Source organism: Halobacillus amylolyticus (assembly GCF_022921115.1).
GTDB classification, from domain to species: Bacteria; Bacillota; Bacilli; order Bacillales; family Halobacillaceae; genus Halobacillus_A; species Halobacillus_A amylolyticus.
Window position 1 is genome coordinate 2,366,778 of record NZ_CP095075.1, and the last position, 17,589, is coordinate 2,384,366.

The following is a 17,589-nucleotide window of genomic DNA, read 5'->3' on the forward strand; positions in this document are numbered from 1 at the left end:
TGAAGACATACCTTATTGTTTATATGTTCGTTTCCTCATTATTAAGTACACATCTCTCTTATCTCGTCTCTTCCTTCGGTGTTTTGTAAACTTTCTCTACCTCTACTCCCAGAGTCTTCAAATATTCGACAAACTGGTCTAGGCTCTTCATATCTTCACCTCAGTATAGTGTGCAAGATTTGGCTCGAAACCACACCTATTTCGTTCCGATATTTTATCTACGTTTGGAATCATGCAAACGTTTCAGTTTTTCTCCACTTTTACCATACCCTCGTTACTGTTAATTTATTCTGCTTTTCACACATTTTTTTGAACATTTTCTTAAAGGTTGTACACTTTTTTCATCGATTCAATAAATACAGATGCATTCTTAGATAATTCTTGTTCAGCAGCTGGAATGACATAAGAGAAAAAACGTGTAGGCGGCTTGATAAATGGCAGTGCATAAATATAATCATTTGCATGTGTATGTTCTACCACCGTTTTCGATATTAAAGATAAACCGAGCCCTTGTTTAACGCCTTGAATCACTCCATGGTTACTGCCAATCGTAACCATTTTCTTTGGACGAATATTATACGACTCGAGAATAGAATCCATGACAGCCCTTGTTCCTGAACCACTCTCTCTTGAAATCCAGGTAAGGTCTTGAAGCTGATGAAAACTAACTTCCTTTTGCTTACGAATTGAATGTTCGAGAGGAATAACAACAACCATTTCATCCTCTAAGAAAGGAACAGAGTGCAATTCCCTTTCTTTCACCTGTCCTTCAACGAGTCCAATGTCCATTTCATGAAGCTGAACAGACCGATTAATCCGCTCCGTATTTTCTATTTCTATTCGTAAATTAATCTCTGGATAAAGATCGTTAAACACTTTTAACAGCCGGGGGAGGATATACTCCCCTACTGTGTAACTCGCCCCTATACGGAGGGTTCCGTGCAGTTGATTGTGGTAATCATAAACCTCTGTGCGCGATTTATCAACAACACTTAGGATTTGTCGCGCCCTGCGATGCACCAATTCTCCCGTTTGAGTCATCCGAAACCGCTTGGGGGAACGGTCAATTAACGTCGATTGATAAAAATCTTCCAAGTTTTTAATATGAAAGCTTACTGTTGGCTGGGAAAGGTTTAACATTCTCGCGGCTTTCGTAAAGCTCTCAAGTTCAATAACGGTTACATACGTTTTCAATGCTTCCAAATCCATTGATACACCCCAATGATTAATATTATTAATACTTGTGATTATAAAGTTTTATTTTACTAATGACTAGTCCCCCTCGTATAGTGTTTTTATAATCTATTTTTAATAAGAAGGTTTTAAATATGCTTGAATTTAACTATGTAAGTGCAAGGAAACCCTTGTTATTGGGGATCGGATTTACTTTCCTTCTGGCATTGGCTGGCTATGGAATTGCCCTCCTACCAGGATTGAGCCAAGTCGGTCCACTTGCCTCAGCAATAGTAATCGCCGTTTTGTACCGGCACTTTTTTGGTTACCCGGAAGCGATTCATTCAGGAATTCAGTTTTCTGCTAAAAAATTGTTACGTTTTGCTATCATATTGTTTGGTCTGAAACTTAATATAAATGTCATCATGGATGAAGGTGTACCATTGCTTCTAAGAGATCTTCTCGTCATCTTTTTTGCTATCGGTGTCATGATGCTTCTTGCATACTTGTTTAAAGCTGATCAGTCCATTTCCTTACTCATTGGCATTGGTACAGGAATATGTGGGGCATCGGCAATCGCTGCCGTTTCACCTATTTTAAAAGCAAAGGAAGAGGATACTGCTATCAGCGTAGGTATTATCTCATTCATTGGTACTGTTTTTGCCTTAATCTACACCGTCATTAGACCTTTCCTGCCAATCGATGCAGAAGCTTACGGAATGTGGGCAGGACTTGGCCTGCACGAAATAGCAAACGTGGTATTGGCTGCGGAGCCGGCTGGGGAGGACGGATTGGCTATGGCCTTGCTAGCTAAGCTGGGACGTGTATTCCTGCTCGTACCTTTGAGTATGATTCTCATTTGGTTTATGAAAAGAAAAGGGAATGGGGAAACAGATAATCAAGTATCCTTCCCTTGGTTTTTGGTAGGATTTATTATCATGAGTGTGTTAGGAAGCTATGTGCTTGGTCCTTATATTCCTGCACCTCAACCTGTTATGGATACTATCGAAACCATTACCTCCTTCACCTTGACGATGGCGATGGTTGGGCTCGGGGTAAATATAAATCTCCATGACCTGCGCAGCAAGGCCTTAAAGCCGATCCTTGCGGTTGTGATCACATCGGTCCTGTTATCTATCGTTACTTATGCAATAGTGTAGAACCTATCACTTGGAGGTGGAGCAAATGATTTCGGTATTAAACCATGAAAATGCACAGGTTGCTCAACAAATAAGAAACCTTCAACTTCCTGCCTATCAAGTGGAGGCAGAACTTCTGCAAACCGACCGTACCCCGCGACTCTATGATTCTACTGGAGATATACAATCATGCGAAGAAGCATTTGTCGGTTTGTTCCAAGGAGACATACTCGCCGGCTTTATTTCATTTAAAAGGGAAGCGAATCTGGTAGATATCCACCGGCTTGTTGTCTCCCCTAATTATTCTAGGCAAGGGATTGCGAAGTAATTGCTTACTTCATTGTTGAATAGATCCCCCCATTGGAGCAAAAATATACCCGCACAAAGGCTCTATCAAAGTCCCGGTTTCCAAAAAGGTGGCGAGATAGAAGCAGAATCTGATTTATGGATCACCCATCTTAAACGAAACTCAAAATTGTAAAGCTTAGAAGCTCCCATTTATCCCCACCTCAGGTCATCCAATATCTGGATGACCTGAGGTGGGGATAAATGGATGTGGCTCGCTTCATGTAATCTTATCCATATTCATTTCCTAAGATAAAAATAAGCCCGGGGATCCGGGCTTATTTTGGTAGTTTATATTGATATTTTTCTTCTATATGGCGATTGTATCTCAGCTGGTACCAATAGAATAAATGAACGACGAGCACTTTAAGAATCGCATAGCCTGGAATAGCTAGAATTATTCCTATTACCCCAAATAAATGTCCCGCTGTTAATAAAACGAAGATAATTGTAACGGGGTGTATGTGTAAGCTTTTGCCCATAATTTGAGGGGAAATGAATTTACCTTCCAAAAGCTGTACAGCCGTCCAAACAAAAGCAAGCTTTAACACCATAAATGGTGAAGTTACGATCGCAATGACAAGTGCTGGCATAATCGCAATCGTCGGCCCAAGGTATGGCACAACGCTCGTCACACTAGCAATAGCTGCTAGGAGTAGTGCGTAATCAAGGCCAATAATGACAAACCCAATGTACATCATGACTCCGATACAGAAGCTTACAATAATCTGTCCCTGAATATAGGCACTGAGCTGATGGTCGATCCCCTTGAACACACTAGACACTTCTGGTCTTACCTTAGGTGGCATAATTCTAAGGATCATGTTTGGGAGTTTTTCTCCATCCTTTAGAAGGTAGAACAGAATAAACGGCAACGTCACGATCGCAATGATGACACTGGTCAAAGTTGAGATGAAATTGGTAATCCCTTCAATGGTGGACGATGCATAGGAAGAGAGATCCTCCGGCAGTTGTTCGGCTAATCCACCAACATCTTTAAATAAGTTATCATAGTATCCAGCGAACATAGAATTTCTTAACCATTGGTCAATAGAGTCAGCCATTTCCATTAAATATTGAGGAAGCTCCTCAGCAAGACTCATAAACTGTTTTTCCAAAAAAGGGATAATAAGGATCAATAGTAATGTAATCATTCCGGCTACGACTACAAGTGTAATCAGAATGCCCCATATACGCTTGATACCAAATCGCTGCAGCAGCCCAATAATCGGTCGCAATAGATAATAAGCCACTACAGTTAAGATTACTGGTAAAGCAATGGTTTCCAAAAATACAATAAACGGACCAAATATAAAGGACACTTCTGTATAGACCATTATATTGACACCCACGAACAGGATAATCCCAAGTATGTATAACAAATTACGTCCGCCGAAAAAGCGAATGATCGGTGTTGAATCCCATTTGTCCATTCCCTGTCCCTCCTTTGTTAATCTCGTCCTAATTTCATTATATTTATCATTCTAGCATACCAGTGAATCTCTCCATCTAAATCCAAGATTTTGATGGAACTTCCCCTAAAAAGACTTCTTGTAGTGGTTGAGAAGGGACCGTTTTTAAAAGCAGTTATTCTTCTTATCTCGTGTGAGTTGCTCTTGGAGTTTCGTTCGAGCCAAACCTTTTCTGTTTTTATTGTAGTAGTTTTGCTTATCCAATAATTCAGAGTTATACAGTTGACGACAGATTGAAACCCAGCTCTCTAACATGACGAGTTGCTTTATACTAGAATACATTTCGTATTTTGTAATGTAAGAACACCCGCCACCACCCGAATGTATGTTTGGATCTATAGTTTACCAAACATTTCTTCATATCTCCCGATCATGCTTTTTATTATTCATAAATAAAAAGAGTCATTCATCCCCCACTAAATCCTAGATTTTGAAGGAGACTTCTGACTAAGAATGTTAAAAATCGCGCCTTAGAAAGGCACGATTCCTGTACTATCTTTTTGCTCTGCGCTTTCTCATAAATTTTTTTATGATTGGATAGATCATTGGACCATATTTAATCAAACGCTTGATCAATTTACCCATATAGTGAGACCTCCCAGCTAATTAAGCCTTTGACACTATATTTCCCCGTTGTAACAAATTTAAAACGCTCCCTACCTTCAACCTAAAATCTTATGATAGAGACGACGAGCTTCTGTAATATCTTTAGTACCATGGATAAGTACACGTCCATCTTGGAAAAAGATCATTCGATGTTTATCTGTTTGATACGATAATAAGAAGGGGTTTTGCATAACTTCTCCTTCATGCAAGTTTTCCCTTAACGCCTCAAGATCTCGTTTTTGTTTAGAGCCTGGGCGAATCTGGACTGTATCCCTCCCGCATAGAACCGCTGTTTTCATTTGATTCTCCGGTGATAAAAAAGGATAGCTTGGCTTCTCCCCACAGGACGGGCAGTCAGGCCTTTTAACGTTATCCATTTTGATTGATGTGTATTGATTGTTCCACAAATCAAATGATATCAACTTACGATGGAGTGAGTCGTAATCTTCAACAAGAATCTTCAAAGCCTCTGTCACTTGATGGGCGGTAACCATTTGAACCGCTGGACTGATTACCCCGACTGTGTCACACGTTGCTCCTCCTAGTGGGATCGATTCTAATAAGCAATGTAGACACGGGGTTTCTCCTGGTATAATCGTATAACTTAGTCCATAGCTCCCTACACATCCTCCATAAATCCAAGGAACATTATATATTTGTGAAACATCATTGATCATCATTCTTGTTTCGAAATTATCTGTCGCATCAAGGATAAGGTCTGCTTCTTGAAAAAGTTCTTCTAACTCCTCTCGCTGTGCATCCATAATATGTGCCTCTATGTAAACATCTGAATTGATTTTCCGAAGTCGTTCTTTGGCAGCAATCGCTTTTGGCATTCTTGCCTGTGCATCGTTTTCCGAAAAAAGCTGTTGTCTTTGGAGGTTGCTCATTTCAACGTAATCACGGTCAACGATGGTTAAGCTTCCGATTCCGGCCCGAACAAGCTGCTCCGCACTACTTGTTCCTAAAGCCCCTGCCCCGATAATCAAAACGCGTTTTTGCATTAACATTTGTTGTCCAGCGTCTCCAATGGGTGCGAACAATTTTTGTCTTGAATAGCGATCTTGACTCAACGGTCTCTCCCCCTCTTCTGTTTTCCTATTTATTAGTGTAGCAGAAAATGGATTCATCACGCTTAGAATATAAAAAATCAGCGCCGAATAGACAATTTTGTCTTTAAGACGCTGATCCAAGGAACGGCCTTTGGCTCATTCACTTTTATTATTTTGTTAATTTGTCCTCGCATAGCTAAAACGTCACCACTTCTTAGTCTTTATTTCCGTTTATTCTTACGGAAAGGGATTAGAAGTTTCCCGCTCATGGTCCGCTTCACTTTTGGAGCGGCCACGTTAGATTCCTTAGCCTCACCGCTATTTTTGTAATCTTCATCAAATAGCTCACGAGCCTTGGAATAAAGCATAGTCATCGTGGTGACCTCCTTTCTTATAGGCTATAAAACAATTCCCGGAGTTTTTTCAATTAAAACTAAGGAATTAAGGAAATTTTACTCCTCATAACACCAATTACGCAAGAGTTTTTTATAACCTTTTTTACCCATTTTTCGACCTTTTTTTTACAGGGCAATTTCACCTTGCTTCATAAAGAAACTTCATCATTATTATGCCCAAGAAAAGCGTATTATATGAGCAGATGACTAGCATTATATCCCCTCTTCTTCTATAATCAACAAACAAATATTTCACCGAATTTGAGGAGGATTTTCCACCATGATTAAAGTCGCCGCTCTTGTTGGGAGCATTCGAAGGGACTCATATAATATGAAGTTGACTAACTTCATTCAAGAAAGATACAAAGACCGTTTAGATATTACCATCGTGACCATTCGTGATATCGCCCATTATGACCAAGATATTGAGAATGAGGCGCCAGACTCTGTACAACGCTTTAAAAATGAATTAAGCGATGCGGATGCCTTTCTTATCGTCACCCCTGAATTCAACCATTCAATACCTGGCGTATTGAAAAATGCTTTGGATTGGTTGTCTCGTGGAAAACGTGAAATGGCCGGGAAACCTACCTTCATCGCTGGTGCCTCAATGGGTATACTTGGAACAGTAAGAGCCCAAATGCAGCTACGTCAAATTCTTAACGCACCCGGTATGGGAGCAAATATTTTGCCCGGAAATGAAATTCTCATTGGTTCTGTACAAAATAAAGTCAATGAGCACGGTCTGCTCACTGACCAGGGTACAATTGAATTCATTGATGGAGTCATTGAACAATTTGTGCTCTTTGCGGAAGCGGAGCTCATCAAGTCTTAACATTCATTCACTTAAGCCCTTTATACTGCTCAAGTATGAAGGGCTTTTTATGATCCTTGAAAATAAAAGTCATTTTCGCCGATTAAATGTTTCACAAAAACTAATTCCGGGAATATACCCCCATCACTATTTTTTAATACGTTAATCACGATTGACGTACTACATAGAAAGGGGCTAAGTAATGACCAAGACAACTATACATTTTACTCACTGCTTGAAGGAATGCAGCCTTGAAGGTCCTTCCGAACAGAAGGTCAGCTCGATTATATACGATTCAAGAGAGGCTTCAAATGGTGCAGTATTTGTTTGTATAAAAGGGGCACACCACGATGGTCACCTCTACATTGAACAAGCTCTAACCTATGGGGCTAAGGCGATCGTCGGAACAAATTCCACACTCTTACACAGCTACGCTCGCCTCTACAGTGATGTGAGCTTTATTACTGTGAACGACAGTAAGGAAGCGCTCGCTTTGTTATCTACTTCCTTTTATAACCATCCCGCCCAATCTTTATCTACTGTAGGCGTAACTGGAACGAACGGTAAAACAACTGTTACTTCTTTTGTTTACTCCATGCTCAACAGCCTATCTTACCGAACAGGTTCAATAGGAACGGCAGGAATATGGAACGACCAAAAGAGGACGAATTTCAAACAAACCGTTCCTACAACCCCTGAAGCCCCGGAAATTCACTGTGTCCTCGACCATTTCCAAGAAACGGGGATCCAAGGGGCAGTTCTCGAGTCAACATCGATAGCTCTTGACCAGAAGAGACTTTATGGTATCAACTTTAATGTTGCTGTTCACACTAATTTAACACCTGAGCACTTGGAGTTTCATGAAACGATGAAAGAATATAAGAAGGCGAAGCTCAAGCTTTTCAAACAAGCGGAATACGCTGTTGTAAATGCAGATGATACTGGTATGGCAAGGGAAATCATTGAAACATTCAATGGTCCACTTCTCACGTATGGAACTGATAAGAAAGCCGATTTCCAAGCCGAAAATATTCACGTATCTGTGCACGGGACTACTTTCACCCTACATGCGTGTGGAGAGATGCACTCCGTCAGCATTCCGGTTCATGGAAAATACAATGTGTCTAATGTATTAGCGGCAATGGCAGCATGCTACCAATTAGGGTTTTCACTCAATCGCATCCTCTCGGTTGTTACAAAAGTAGAAAGTCCGGAGGGGCGTTTTCAAATCGTGAGTAACGATGCCCCCTTTCAAATTGTCCTCGACTATGCCCATACGCCGGATGCTCTTTTACATGTGCTGCAAGCAGTCCAGCAAGTTCCCTATAAAAAACTGATTGTTATGATCACGGGAATTGGGTTACGTGATCCAGGCAAGCGTCCGCAAATGGCTAGGGAAGTAGAAGGAATAGCAGATGAGATTATCGTTAGTGTTGATCAACCTGGCTTCGCGGACCGCCAGGAAGTGGTTAACGATGTATTACAGGGGTTTACTAATCCAAATTCCAGTCACATCCATTCACTACTGCATCGCGAGCAAGCTATACACTATGCCCTTGATTTAGCTGGCGCAGACGACCTTGTTTTACTTACAGGGATAGGTTTTGGCGGCTATCAAATCATTGGTGACGAAAAGGTTCCCTATTCAGAGCATGAAGTGATTAAGCAATACTTTACCAGCAAGAAATCGTTAAAAGAGTCTGTCTAAATAAAAACCGCCAGCTTACGGAAAGCAGGCGGTTTTTATTATCCTTATTTAGCTACGGGTCCAGCTTCCATTAGCAAATCAACCAGATGTAATAACTTCCATTTGACCATTAACCCCTTATTCACTAAATTAATACGGCATCTCGAAGAATGGGTTTCCCGCTCCATCGTTTCATGTGTAGGACACGCTGGGAGGCAGTACCCGCATTGTACACAATCAAAAGTCTTATCATAGTGCACTTTCTCTCTCAGTTCTTGGAGATTGCTCACGTGCGCAACACCAACTTCTGCCCTTTTCAGGAAAAATCTTACCTGGATTCATGATGCCATTAGGATTCCAGCTCTCCTTGATCCGTTTCATCATTTCAACCCCCATTTCACCAAGCTCGCTTTCCAAAAACGGAGCCTTCATCGTACCAATTCCATGCTCACCTGATAACGTCCCACCAAGATCGATGGCTGCTTTAAAAAGTTCCTTAACAGCAAGTTCTACTCGAGCCATTTCCTCCTGCGTTTATCACATAACACATTCGGATGAAGATTCCCGTCACCTGCGTGGCCAAATATAACAACTTCCACATTGTATTTCTCTTTAATTTCCTGCAGGCGATCCATCATATCAGGGATTTTGCTCCTTGGTACCTTGGTGTCCTCCGATACTTTTGTCGGGTTAATCTTAGCAATCGCTGGAGACACTTCTTTTCTGGCATGCCAGATCTTCTCAGCCTCAGATTCAGTCTTTGGAATAACCGTCTCGGTCGCTCCTAGATCATGCATAATCCCTTCAACAAGCTTTCTCTCTATTTTCAATGCCTCTCGATGTCCGTCCAGTTCAATAATAACGATCGCATTCCCATGGACAGGCAATCCAGCAGGCTGAAAGTTTTCAACAGCGACAGACAAGCTTCCATCCTATTGTGCTGATTTACGTAATTTTTCCGAAAAAGAGTACAACAAATTTGTTACATTAAACATAGTAAAGAACTAGTCAGATGATAGTTGCAACCTTGATTTCGGACACGAATTTGATATTGTGTTATCAGTAGGTCTTCTCGAACATTTTCCCGATGAATACAAACACGAAGTTGCAGACTGGCATCGTTTTTTAAAACCTGGTGGGTATGCTGTTATGACGACCTATCATAAACAAATGCGTTCTAAGGTCGACTACAGGATTATGGCAGATGTCATGAACCACACTTACCGAGAGTTGATGACAGTGAAACAAATAGGGCTATATATGTATGAAAACAGCATTGATATACTTAAGCAACGGCTACATTAAAGTTCATAACGGGCTGGTTTTCCTGCCTAGGTGACTAGAATTCACATGTTTGATCGAAGTGCCTATCTACTGAAGTGGGCGCTTGTTTTTTTGTTCTTATTTGTCGTTTAAGCGGTCGAAACAAGGTTTATTTCACTTTTATAAAATTGATAAACCCCTATTATAGAGGCGTTTTACACACTTACTATATGGCTTCCCGCTATCTAACAAGTCGTTTATTCGGGTGCATCTTACATTTCCCGCAAGATATTTCACTCTTTTTCTACATCAATCTATCACGTTGTGTTAATGTCAAAGATTATTTCCCGGGGAATATTGTCGTTTAATAGGAAAATTTCTGTAGTATTGTCAAATCTCTTGTAATAGTAAATAATAGTTTTATACTATACCCATAGTAGAGAAAGGTTGAGGGAATACCATGGTACGTCATAAGGTTATTGAACCTAGTAGATTGAGTGAAGCCCAAATGAATGAAGTGTCAACCATTTATCATGTCTATCATGATCAACTTAGACACACTTCGAGCAAAAAGGCCGCTAAAGCTACGATGCATTACTGTCTTTCAGGCGCGCATGTAAAGACAGAGGACCAATTAGCAAGCTATGAATTCTTGTATATGAACGATTATTTTTGGGAACTGGATACTGTTCTTTCTACCCAACAGGGTGACCCAGAGATTCCATTATTATATCGTGTTCTATTAACTCGTTATTCTAAGCCTTTGACTACTGAAGATCTAAACTGGTTACAAACCTTATCGTTCAGCCACCCTTCACTAAGATGCCTGCATTTATTCACTCTTGTCTATGCCTACTATGATATAAAGCAATACACAGGATTAGATAAGTATGTAGATGAGTGCTATGATGCTCTCCTTCACGTTAACGAACCTTTATTCTACTACTATATGAAACTTAGATTTGATGAATTGCTTTTTCAGCATTATTGGAAGACAAATAATCTTCTATTAGCAAAAAAGTATATCTATAAAGTGCTTAATACAGATCTTTCACCAAGAAAACACAGTAGTATGAACCACAATCTGGCATTATGCCATCTCTACGAAGACTATGATTTAGCAATTGGCTATGCTTATACAGGGCTTAGCATTGCCAAGGAGAATAACTTAGTGAAGGCAATTAAATCTATCCAAAATTATACAATCCCCTTCATTTCAGCTTTCCATAGGAGAACACAGAATATAACAACACCTGATCCAGTTGAAACAGCTCATTTAGCTATTGCTAAGGGCGACGTAAAAACGGCAAAGTCCATTCTTTCAAAATTATCCGCATTAACCCCGTTCCAAGAAAGCTATTTAGGCTTAGCGACAAGTGATCGGGCCATGCTAAACCGGGCTCATAATCGGTTTATTAAAGAATACGGTGATCACTTTTTTGCCCAACTGCCTCTTTACTACTTGGAACGAATCAATCATACCAATTAGGAGGAATTTTTATGAAGAAATTACTTTCTGGTGCATTTTTAATGTTGATTTTACTGGGTGCTTTCGGTTCAGGCTATAGTTCCTTTGGGTATGACCCTGGCGATCCTGGCATGGGTTCTATTGAACTAGCTGCCGACCCTGGTGATCCGGGGATGGGTTCTATTTTGCTAACTGCTAGTGAAGGACCAGCGTTTATGGACCCTGGCGATCCTGGCATGGGGTAATATTAGTTATAATATAGAGGCTGCTGAGTACACGGCAGCCTCTTTTCTATGTTTTTTATAGTTAGGTAAGGTGTAAGAGCCTTGCCAGGCACATGAGGTGATTTCGACTTGGTTCGGGCGTCTTCCTCTCCCGACGTTGAATGGACGCACTTCCTTGTGGGTCTGTACCAACGTCAAATGCCCTGCTATCCGCAAGAACCAGAGAGGCGAACCGCTAGAATTGCGTGTTCAAGTGCTAAAATCAGCTAATTACACGCAAAAAGTTATAATTTCTTAGCTTCCAGACAAGGAATTCGAGAATAAGTCGGCGAATTAGAAGTTTAACTACTATATTTAAAAATGAGGTATTTCATATGAACCTATATTGCCAAGGTGCCTTTCACCAGTTGGAAGTAGTCATCGCATCGCTCTCTGAAATTATTGGACAGTTGAAAGATGAGGACTTATTTTTTCGCCCGACACAAGAGAAGTTCTCGATTGGAGAAATTCTTACACACTTAGCCATTATCCCAGCAGCAGATGGCAAAGTGCTCGAGGAAGCCACCGAGGAAGACATGATTGCTTTTTACAGTTCGGTTACGCTAACGACAACTTCAGAAATATCAGAAACCCTATATGAGCATTTCGCTTTATTAAAAACTCAATTTGAAAGTTACACAGAGCAACACCTGTTCACACAAACTACCTCGTGGTGGGGAGTGACATACACACGATATGAATGGCTTCTTGAAATTATAGCCCACATGTATCACCACCGCGGTCAGCTTCATGCGATGCTCGTTCATACCTACAACAAGGACCCCGAGGTACTATTATTCGAATAGGCCGCTTATCTTAGTAGCATTTTTTAATTGAAAATGAATACACTCAATTGATAGTTGAGACTCTTTATATCCATTATAAATATAGAACAAATCACTAAATTGTCTATAAATAGCTTCATAGAGGTTCTAGTCCACATTCGACAAATTATTTAATTATATTTATTATAAATAAATATTGATTTTTATGAGATTCATATTATAATGATTATTGTAGAATATGTTGAGAGGGGACCGAAATAATGACAGACCACAACCGTAAACCACATTTAACAAACAGTGCTGGCGCTCCCGTCGGCGACAACCAGAATTCAATCACAGCAGGTTCTAGAGGGCCTACTTTAATACAAGATGTACATCTATTAGAAAAGTTAGCACACTTTAATCGTGAACGTGTTCCTGAGCGTGTTGTACACGCCAAAGGTGCAGGAGCTCATGGCTATTTTGAAGTAACAAATGATGTTACTTCCTACACGAAAGCGAAATTTTTGGACGAAGTCGGTAAACGCACTCCAATGTTCGCCCGTTTTTCGACAGTTGCGGGTGAAAAAGGCTCCGCTGACTCTGTCCGTGACCCTCGTGGATTTGCGCTGAAGTTCTATACTGAAGATGGAAACTATGATTTGGTGGGGAACAATACTCCGGTCTTTTTCCTAAGAGATGCTATTAAATTCCCGGACTTTATTCATACGCAAAAGAGAAATCCTGCTACGAATTTGAAGGATCCGAATGCAGTGTGGGATTTCTTCTCACTTTCACCTGAGTCGCTGCATCAGGTAACGATCCTTCATTCTGACCGTGGAATTCCTGCTACATTTCGTCATATGGACGGATTCAGCAGTCATACTTTTAAATGGACGAATGCAGAAGGTGAATCCGTTTGGGTGAAATATCACTTTAAAACAGAACAAGGGATTAAAAATATAGATGAAGCTACAGGTACACGTTTAGCTGGAGAAAATCCTGATTTTCATACACAGGATCTGTATGCGGCGATCGAAAATGAGGAGTACCCTGCTTGGAAGGTCTATGTGCAAATTATGCCACTTGAAGATGCGGACACGTACCGCTTTGATCCATTTGATGTGACTAAAGTTTGGTCACATAAGGATTATCCTCTCGTTGAGGTTGGTCGTATGGTACTTGATCAAAATCCGAAGAACTTCTTTGCTGAGGTAGAGCAGGCCACGTTCTCCCCAGGTGCACTTGTTCCTGGAGTTGATGTGTCACCTGATAAGATGCTGCAGGGTCGTTTGTTCGCCTATTCTGATGCGCACCGTTATCGTGTTGGGGCAAATCATGAAGCCCTACCTATCAACCGTCCCCGTGCTCAAGTGAATAATTATCAGCGTGATGGCTTTATGCGCTTTGACGACAATGGCGGTGGGCAGCCGAATTATGAGCCGAACAGTCTTGGTGGCCCCGAGGAGCAACCTGACAGTAAACAAGCAGCTTATGAAGTGTCTGGACTTGCTGATAGTGTTAGCTATGATCATCATGACCACTACACACAAGCTGGTGACCTGTACCGCTTGTTGAGCGAGGATGAACGCACACGTCTAGTTGAAAATATTGTTGGTTCCATGAAACCCGTGGAAAGAGATGAAGTCAAACTTCGTCAAATCGAACACTTTTATAAAGCAGACCCAGAATACGGCACACGCGTAGCAGAAGGCCTTGGCCTGCACGTTCCACAAGAAGCTTAAAATTGGAATTATACCCCACCTCAGGTCATCCATAATTTGGATGACCTGAGGTGGGGAAAATATACAAAATTACATAGTTTTATTGATTGGCTTTTTTCTTTTTACGTTTACCTTGACCTAGAGAGGTTTGGATATCCTCTTTGTAGGCATAGGAAAACAGTAAGGATACTAAAATACCTCCACCAATCAAATTACCGATACTTGCCGGTATAAGATTGAGAAAAACATATTCATACCACGTGTATTGATCTGAAGCAAGAATCCCCATACTAAAGTAGCCCATGTTTGCTGCACTGTGTTGGAAGTTCCCGGCTACGAATAATACGACAGGCAGTATAGTGCCCAGCACCTTCCCGGTAAAATCCCGGGCTGCAGTTGTTAAAAAGGCAGCCATTCCGATCAACCAATTGGCCAATATACCTGACACAAGTACTTGAAACCAGCCTTTTACACCATGATCCAGAAATTTCATTTTATGATCCAAGTACATAGAAAGCTCCGAGTAGAATTCCGGTGCAAGAGAGCCCGATATTTGTATTAAAACAGCAACTAAGAAAGCGCCGATAATATTACCGATATAGGTGGCATACCAAAATCGGTAAATGCTTTTTTTCATCAGGTTCGCTTTATTAAACAAGTAAGAAGGGAGAAGGACATTAATTTCAGTGAAAAGAACAGCTCCTGAAACAAATACCATCGCATAACCTGCAGCAAAACCTAATCCCGATAGCAGATGGTAGATCCCTTTTGTCTCAACACCAACGGCTAACAATACAGAAAAGACTGCCCCAAACGTCATGAACGATCCAGCTGTCATGGCTAGTAGAAACTGGCCGCTGAATGGTTTACTTAGGTGATCTCTCCCTTTTTCCCCAAATTCATCAATAATTTGAGAAGGAATATAGAACTGACGACTTGGACGGTCAACCTTTCCATTAGATGTAACGTCTTGTTCTTTGGCTTGATTTTTCTCTTCATCAGCCATGGTATCATCCTCCAATTCTTCTGATATACCCGAATTTATAAAAGGGTAACCTGACCAGGTATATTTTTAGACCCATCGGTGCACATTACTAAACACAATACCCCTATGAAGGAGGGCTCACATGCCTAGTAGAGATAAGGTTTGTCTAGCCTGCGATGGCCGAGGATTGCTTATGGATGATGAAGAATGGCATTATACTTGTAAAATTTGTGACGGGAATGGGTTTATGCCTCAGAGTACGAATGTAGCCAACAGACAGCTAGCAGATGTTGATGAAACAAACCGCATTTTAGATTAGAAAAAGAAGGACTGGTCCGATGGCCAGCCCTTCTTTTTATGATTGATTTAATTTTTGCCTGGGAATCGAAGGCTGTTGTATTTCAATATTTCTCTTATCCAGCTGGCTGGTTAACTGAACAGCAGCACTCCCCAATTGATCCAATCGATTTAGAACATCTTGATCTAAAAGCTTACCTTCGTCAAAATGACCGTTATGGACGTACACACCGCCTGGTACGACATGTGCTCGAAAGTAATTAGCGAGGGGGTTCAATTGATGGTCAATGACTAAATAATGGTGAAAACTACCTCCAGTTGCAATAAACCCAATTGCCTTTCCCCTTAATGAGTCATTCGGGATAAGATCAAATACGTTTTTTAAAGCCCCTGTCAAGGAAGCACGGTAGACGGGTGTCCCGATAATCAGTGCGTCAGCTTCCACAATCAAATCAATCAAGGCTTTTGTGTCGCCTTCATATAGTGAAGGTTCACGTCCATCACATAACACTGTGTCATATTCCCCAAGATGGACAAGCTCAGTCACCACCTTAGGGTCGGCTGATTTAGCAGCTTCAACAGCTCGTTTTACGGAGAGCCATGTCTTGGAACTTAACGTCACGCTTCCAGACAGTCCTAATACCTTCATGCAAAAATTCCCTCAGCTTTAAGTTGCACTTCCTTATCTTTCACCAGCGGAATCACTTCTTTTCCGAATCGTTCAAGGTCTTGTTCATAATGGAAATGTGCAGTAAGAATAAGGTCGACACCTATTTTTTTTAGTTCAATAATACGGTCTGCTACCTGCTCTGCTGTCCCAATCAGCCCCGTTTTAAACCCATCATTATACTGAACGAGATCTTCATAGGATGAATTAGCCCACATGCCTTGGCTGTCTTGCGTTGATTGACCCGCTTCTTTAACAGATTGTCTAAATCCTTCGACTGCGTCTTCATCTGCGGCATGGACGATATCGTTTAACTGCTGGTATGCTTCCTCCTCAGAATCCCTCACGATCGCAAACCCATGAGCAGCAAACTTCACTTCCCTTCCTTCCTGTTGAGCCAGCTCACTTACCTCGTCTATTTGTTTTTTGAATCCTTCAAGTGTATTGCCATTCATAAAATAATAATCGGACACACGGGCAGCCATTTGCTTAGCTGCTGTCGAGTTTCCTCCTTGGAAGATCGGCAGCTCGCCACCTTGAACCGGTTTAGGTTTCGATGGTGCCTCATTTATTTTGTAAAAATCGCCACTGAACGATGCCTCCTCCTTTGTCCAAAACTCGCGGAGTACACGAATAAACTCTTCAGATCGGCGATAGCGCTCATCATGCTCAAGCCATGGTTCTCCAAACCCTGTAAACTCCTGCTTAAACCAGCCACTAACAACGTTCACAGCAGCTCTTCCATTACTAATCTGATCTAACGTTGACAGCATTTTGGCATAAACAGCTGGATGCCAAAGCCCCGGGTGAACAGCAGAGATCAACTTTAAGCGATCCGTCACTGCGGCTAGTGCCGAAGCCAGCGTAATCGCTTCAAGCTGATTCTCAGCCCCATAGCTTGCAAAGAACCTCGTCTGGAGCAAAGCTAAATCGTAATTGGATTCTTCAGCAATTTGTGCATACCTCTTATTCGCTTCAAAACTCCAATCCGTTTGCTGTGGAAGCTTCGAAACAACTAATCCTCCACTGACATTCGGAACCCAATACGCAAATTGTAAATTTCCCATTTTTCAACCGTCTCCTTTTAGTGTGTGTTCAAAAAGTTGCCAAATTAGAAGCAAGAAAGTCGAGGCAGAGTAGTTTTGAGCACCTAGGAAATCTTCCCCGAATTGGCTTCGCACGACAATGAAAAGTGTCCTTCTTTTCCAAGGAACGGACTTGCACAGGACGTGCACAACGTAGAAGTTCCACTGATGTTTTCTGATACGTGAGTAGCGAGGTAACTTCAGGTTAACTTCTTCTTCGCTACCTTGCATCGAGGAATTTCCTTCTAGATAGGCGCGTAGATGCAGGTGCTCACGCTCTTCAAAAACAAGCCAACGAAGAGATTCGCCTCTTATCATTTGGTGACTTTTTCAACAACCTCTTTTTTAAAAAGTAAAGTAGACGGACACTATACGATCATGGTACATTGA

17 protein-coding genes and 2 pseudogenes are annotated in these 17,589 nt (G+C 41.3%); 10 read left to right on the forward strand and 9 right to left on the reverse strand.

The window, feature by feature from the left end; genetic code table 11:
* Positions 1-321 precede the first annotated feature (321 nt).
* Complete coding sequence (locus MUO15_RS12200; RefSeq protein ID WP_245029552.1) at positions 322-1,209, reverse strand: LysR family transcriptional regulator; 888 nt, start codon at positions 1,207-1,209, stop codon at positions 322-324.
* Between the two features lie 119 nt (positions 1,210-1,328).
* Between MUO15_RS12200 and MUO15_RS12205 the strand changes: the two genes are divergently transcribed.
* Complete coding sequence (locus MUO15_RS12205) at positions 1,329-2,333, forward strand: YeiH family protein (protein ID WP_245029553.1); 1,005 nt, start codon at positions 1,329-1,331, stop codon at positions 2,331-2,333.
* A gap of 25 nt (positions 2,334-2,358) precedes the next feature.
* Positions 2,359-2,640, forward strand: a complete 282-nt coding sequence (locus MUO15_RS12210; RefSeq protein ID WP_245029554.1) for a GNAT family N-acetyltransferase — start codon at positions 2,359-2,361, stop codon at positions 2,638-2,640.
* Positions 2,641-2,935: 295 nt separating this feature from the next.
* On the opposite strand, the gene MUO15_RS12215 is transcribed toward MUO15_RS12210, so the two are convergent.
* The 3 genes from MUO15_RS12215 to MUO15_RS12225 form a co-directional block, all read right to left on the reverse strand.
* Positions 2,936-4,090, reverse strand: a complete 1,155-nt coding sequence (locus MUO15_RS12215; protein WP_245029555.1) for an AI-2E family transporter — start codon at positions 4,088-4,090, stop codon at positions 2,936-2,938.
* A gap of 701 nt (positions 4,091-4,791) precedes the next feature.
* Positions 4,792-5,808, reverse strand: a complete 1,017-nt coding sequence (locus MUO15_RS12220) for a thiazole biosynthesis adenylyltransferase ThiF (protein WP_256464126.1) — start codon at positions 5,806-5,808, stop codon at positions 4,792-4,794.
* Between the two features lie 200 nt (positions 5,809-6,008).
* The gene (locus MUO15_RS12225; protein ID WP_245029556.1) at positions 6,009-6,161 is read right to left on the reverse strand and encodes a hypothetical protein; all 153 of its coding nucleotides are present in this window, start codon (positions 6,159-6,161) and stop codon (positions 6,009-6,011) included.
* Positions 6,162-6,465: 304 nt separating this feature from the next.
* Between MUO15_RS12225 and MUO15_RS12230 the strand changes: the two genes are divergently transcribed.
* Positions 6,466-7,017: an NADPH-dependent FMN reductase gene (locus MUO15_RS12230; RefSeq protein ID WP_245036009.1), complete on the forward strand. Its 552-nt coding sequence runs from the start codon at positions 6,466-6,468 to the stop codon at positions 7,015-7,017.
* Between the two features lie 181 nt (positions 7,018-7,198).
* Positions 7,199-8,704: a UDP-N-acetylmuramoyl-L-alanyl-D-glutamate--2,6-diaminopimelate ligase gene (locus MUO15_RS12235; protein ID WP_245029557.1), complete on the forward strand. Its 1,506-nt coding sequence runs from the start codon at positions 7,199-7,201 to the stop codon at positions 8,702-8,704.
* A 122-nt stretch (positions 8,705-8,826) separates the two neighbouring features.
* Here the strand turns inward: MUO15_RS12235 and MUO15_RS12240 are convergent.
* Both MUO15_RS12240 and MUO15_RS12245 read right to left on the reverse strand, forming a co-directional pair.
* Positions 8,827-8,973: pseudogene (locus MUO15_RS12240) on the reverse strand (4Fe-4S binding protein); the annotation flags it as partial.
* Positions 8,933-9,606, reverse strand: a pseudogene (locus tag MUO15_RS12245) (FAD-binding oxidoreductase). The pseudogenes MUO15_RS12245 and MUO15_RS12240, both read right to left, overlap by 41 nt.
* Positions 9,607-9,736: 130 nt before the next feature.
* Between MUO15_RS12245 and MUO15_RS12250 the strand changes: the two are divergent.
* The 5 genes from MUO15_RS12250 (at position 9,737) to katA (ending at position 14,186) form a co-directional block, all read left to right on the forward strand.
* Positions 9,737-9,988 carry a class I SAM-dependent methyltransferase gene (locus MUO15_RS12250; protein ID WP_245029558.1) on the forward strand — a complete coding sequence of 84 codons (252 nt, stop codon included), beginning with the start codon at positions 9,737-9,739 and terminating at the stop codon, positions 9,986-9,988.
* A gap of 418 nt (positions 9,989-10,406) precedes the next feature.
* Complete coding sequence (locus MUO15_RS12255) at positions 10,407-11,435, forward strand: AimR family lysis-lysogeny pheromone receptor (protein WP_245029559.1); 1,029 nt, start codon at positions 10,407-10,409, stop codon at positions 11,433-11,435.
* An 11-nt stretch (positions 11,436-11,446) separates the two neighbouring features.
* Positions 11,447-11,659 carry a hypothetical protein gene (locus MUO15_RS12260; RefSeq protein WP_245029560.1) on the forward strand — a complete coding sequence of 71 codons (213 nt, stop codon included), beginning with the start codon at positions 11,447-11,449 and terminating at the stop codon, positions 11,657-11,659.
* Positions 11,660-12,012: 353 nt separating this feature from the next.
* Positions 12,013-12,483 carry a DinB family protein gene (locus MUO15_RS12265; protein WP_245029561.1) on the forward strand — a complete coding sequence of 157 codons (471 nt, stop codon included), beginning with the start codon at positions 12,013-12,015 and terminating at the stop codon, positions 12,481-12,483.
* Positions 12,484-12,722: 239 nt separating this feature from the next.
* Positions 12,723-14,186 (forward strand): catalase KatA, encoded by a 1,464-nt coding sequence (gene katA / locus MUO15_RS12270; RefSeq protein WP_245029562.1) that lies wholly within the window; start codon positions 12,723-12,725, stop codon positions 14,184-14,186.
* 79 nt (positions 14,187-14,265) lie between these two features.
* Here the strand turns inward: katA and MUO15_RS12275 are convergent, their stop codons facing one another.
* Positions 14,266-15,171 (reverse strand): formate/nitrite transporter family protein, encoded by a 906-nt coding sequence (locus MUO15_RS12275; RefSeq protein WP_245029563.1) that lies wholly within the window; start codon positions 15,169-15,171, stop codon positions 14,266-14,268.
* Positions 15,172-15,292: 121 nt separating this feature from the next.
* Between MUO15_RS12275 and MUO15_RS12280 the strand changes: the two genes are divergently transcribed.
* Entirely contained in the window at positions 15,293-15,469 is a 177-nt protein-coding gene (locus tag MUO15_RS12280) for a hypothetical protein (protein WP_244751273.1), read from the forward strand.
* A gap of 36 nt (positions 15,470-15,505) precedes the next feature.
* Here MUO15_RS12280 and MUO15_RS12285 read toward each other — a convergent pair whose 3' ends face one another.
* Positions 15,506-16,096, reverse strand: coding sequence for an NADPH-dependent FMN reductase (locus MUO15_RS12285; protein WP_245029564.1), 591 nt, complete (start codon positions 16,094-16,096; stop codon positions 15,506-15,508).
* A complete protein-coding gene (gene sfnG, locus MUO15_RS12290) occupies positions 16,093-17,181 on the reverse strand; it encodes a dimethylsulfone monooxygenase SfnG (RefSeq protein ID WP_245029565.1) in 1,089 nt (362 codons plus the stop codon). The genes MUO15_RS12285 and sfnG overlap by 4 nt, the downstream gene beginning before the upstream one ends.
* Between the last annotated feature and the right edge of the window lie 408 nt (positions 17,182-17,589).

What these genes read in the sequence shown, in the direction of transcription:
- katA (WP_245029562.1), top strand. Translation starts at nt 12,723, where the DNA reads ATGACAGACCACAACCGTAAACCACATTTAACAAACAGTGCTGGCGCT.
- MUO15_RS12255 (WP_245029559.1), top strand. Translation starts at nt 10,407, where the DNA reads ATGGTACGTCATAAGGTTATTGAACCTAGTAGATTGAGTGAAGCCCAA.
- MUO15_RS12235 (WP_245029557.1), top strand. Translation starts at nt 7,199, where the DNA reads ATGACCAAGACAACTATACATTTTACTCACTGCTTGAAGGAATGCAGC.
- MUO15_RS12280 (WP_244751273.1), top strand. Translation starts at nt 15,293, where the DNA reads ATGCCTAGTAGAGATAAGGTTTGTCTAGCCTGCGATGGCCGAGGATTG.
- MUO15_RS12200 (WP_245029552.1), bottom strand. Translation starts at nt 1,209, where the DNA reads ATGGATTTGGAAGCATTGAAAACGTATGTAACCGTTATTGAACTTGAG.
- MUO15_RS12260 (WP_245029560.1), top strand. Translation starts at nt 11,447, where the DNA reads ATGAAGAAATTACTTTCTGGTGCATTTTTAATGTTGATTTTACTGGGT.
- MUO15_RS12215 (WP_245029555.1), bottom strand. Translation starts at nt 4,090, where the DNA reads ATGGACAAATGGGATTCAACACCGATCATTCGCTTTTTCGGCGGACGT.
- MUO15_RS12275 (WP_245029563.1), bottom strand. Translation starts at nt 15,171, where the DNA reads ATGGCTGATGAAGAGAAAAATCAAGCCAAAGAACAAGACGTTACATCT.
- MUO15_RS12205 (WP_245029553.1), top strand. Translation starts at nt 1,329, where the DNA reads ATGCTTGAATTTAACTATGTAAGTGCAAGGAAACCCTTGTTATTGGGG.
- sfnG (WP_245029565.1), bottom strand. Translation starts at nt 17,181, where the DNA reads ATGGGAAATTTACAATTTGCGTATTGGGTTCCGAATGTCAGTGGAGGA.
- MUO15_RS12265 (WP_245029561.1), top strand. Translation starts at nt 12,013, where the DNA reads ATGAACCTATATTGCCAAGGTGCCTTTCACCAGTTGGAAGTAGTCATC.
- MUO15_RS12285 (WP_245029564.1), bottom strand. Translation starts at nt 16,096, where the DNA reads ATGAAGGTATTAGGACTGTCTGGAAGCGTGACGTTAAGTTCCAAGACA.
- MUO15_RS12225 (WP_245029556.1), bottom strand. Translation starts at nt 6,161, where the DNA reads ATGACTATGCTTTATTCCAAGGCTCGTGAGCTATTTGATGAAGATTAC.
- MUO15_RS12210 (WP_245029554.1), top strand. Translation starts at nt 2,359, where the DNA reads ATGATTTCGGTATTAAACCATGAAAATGCACAGGTTGCTCAACAAATA.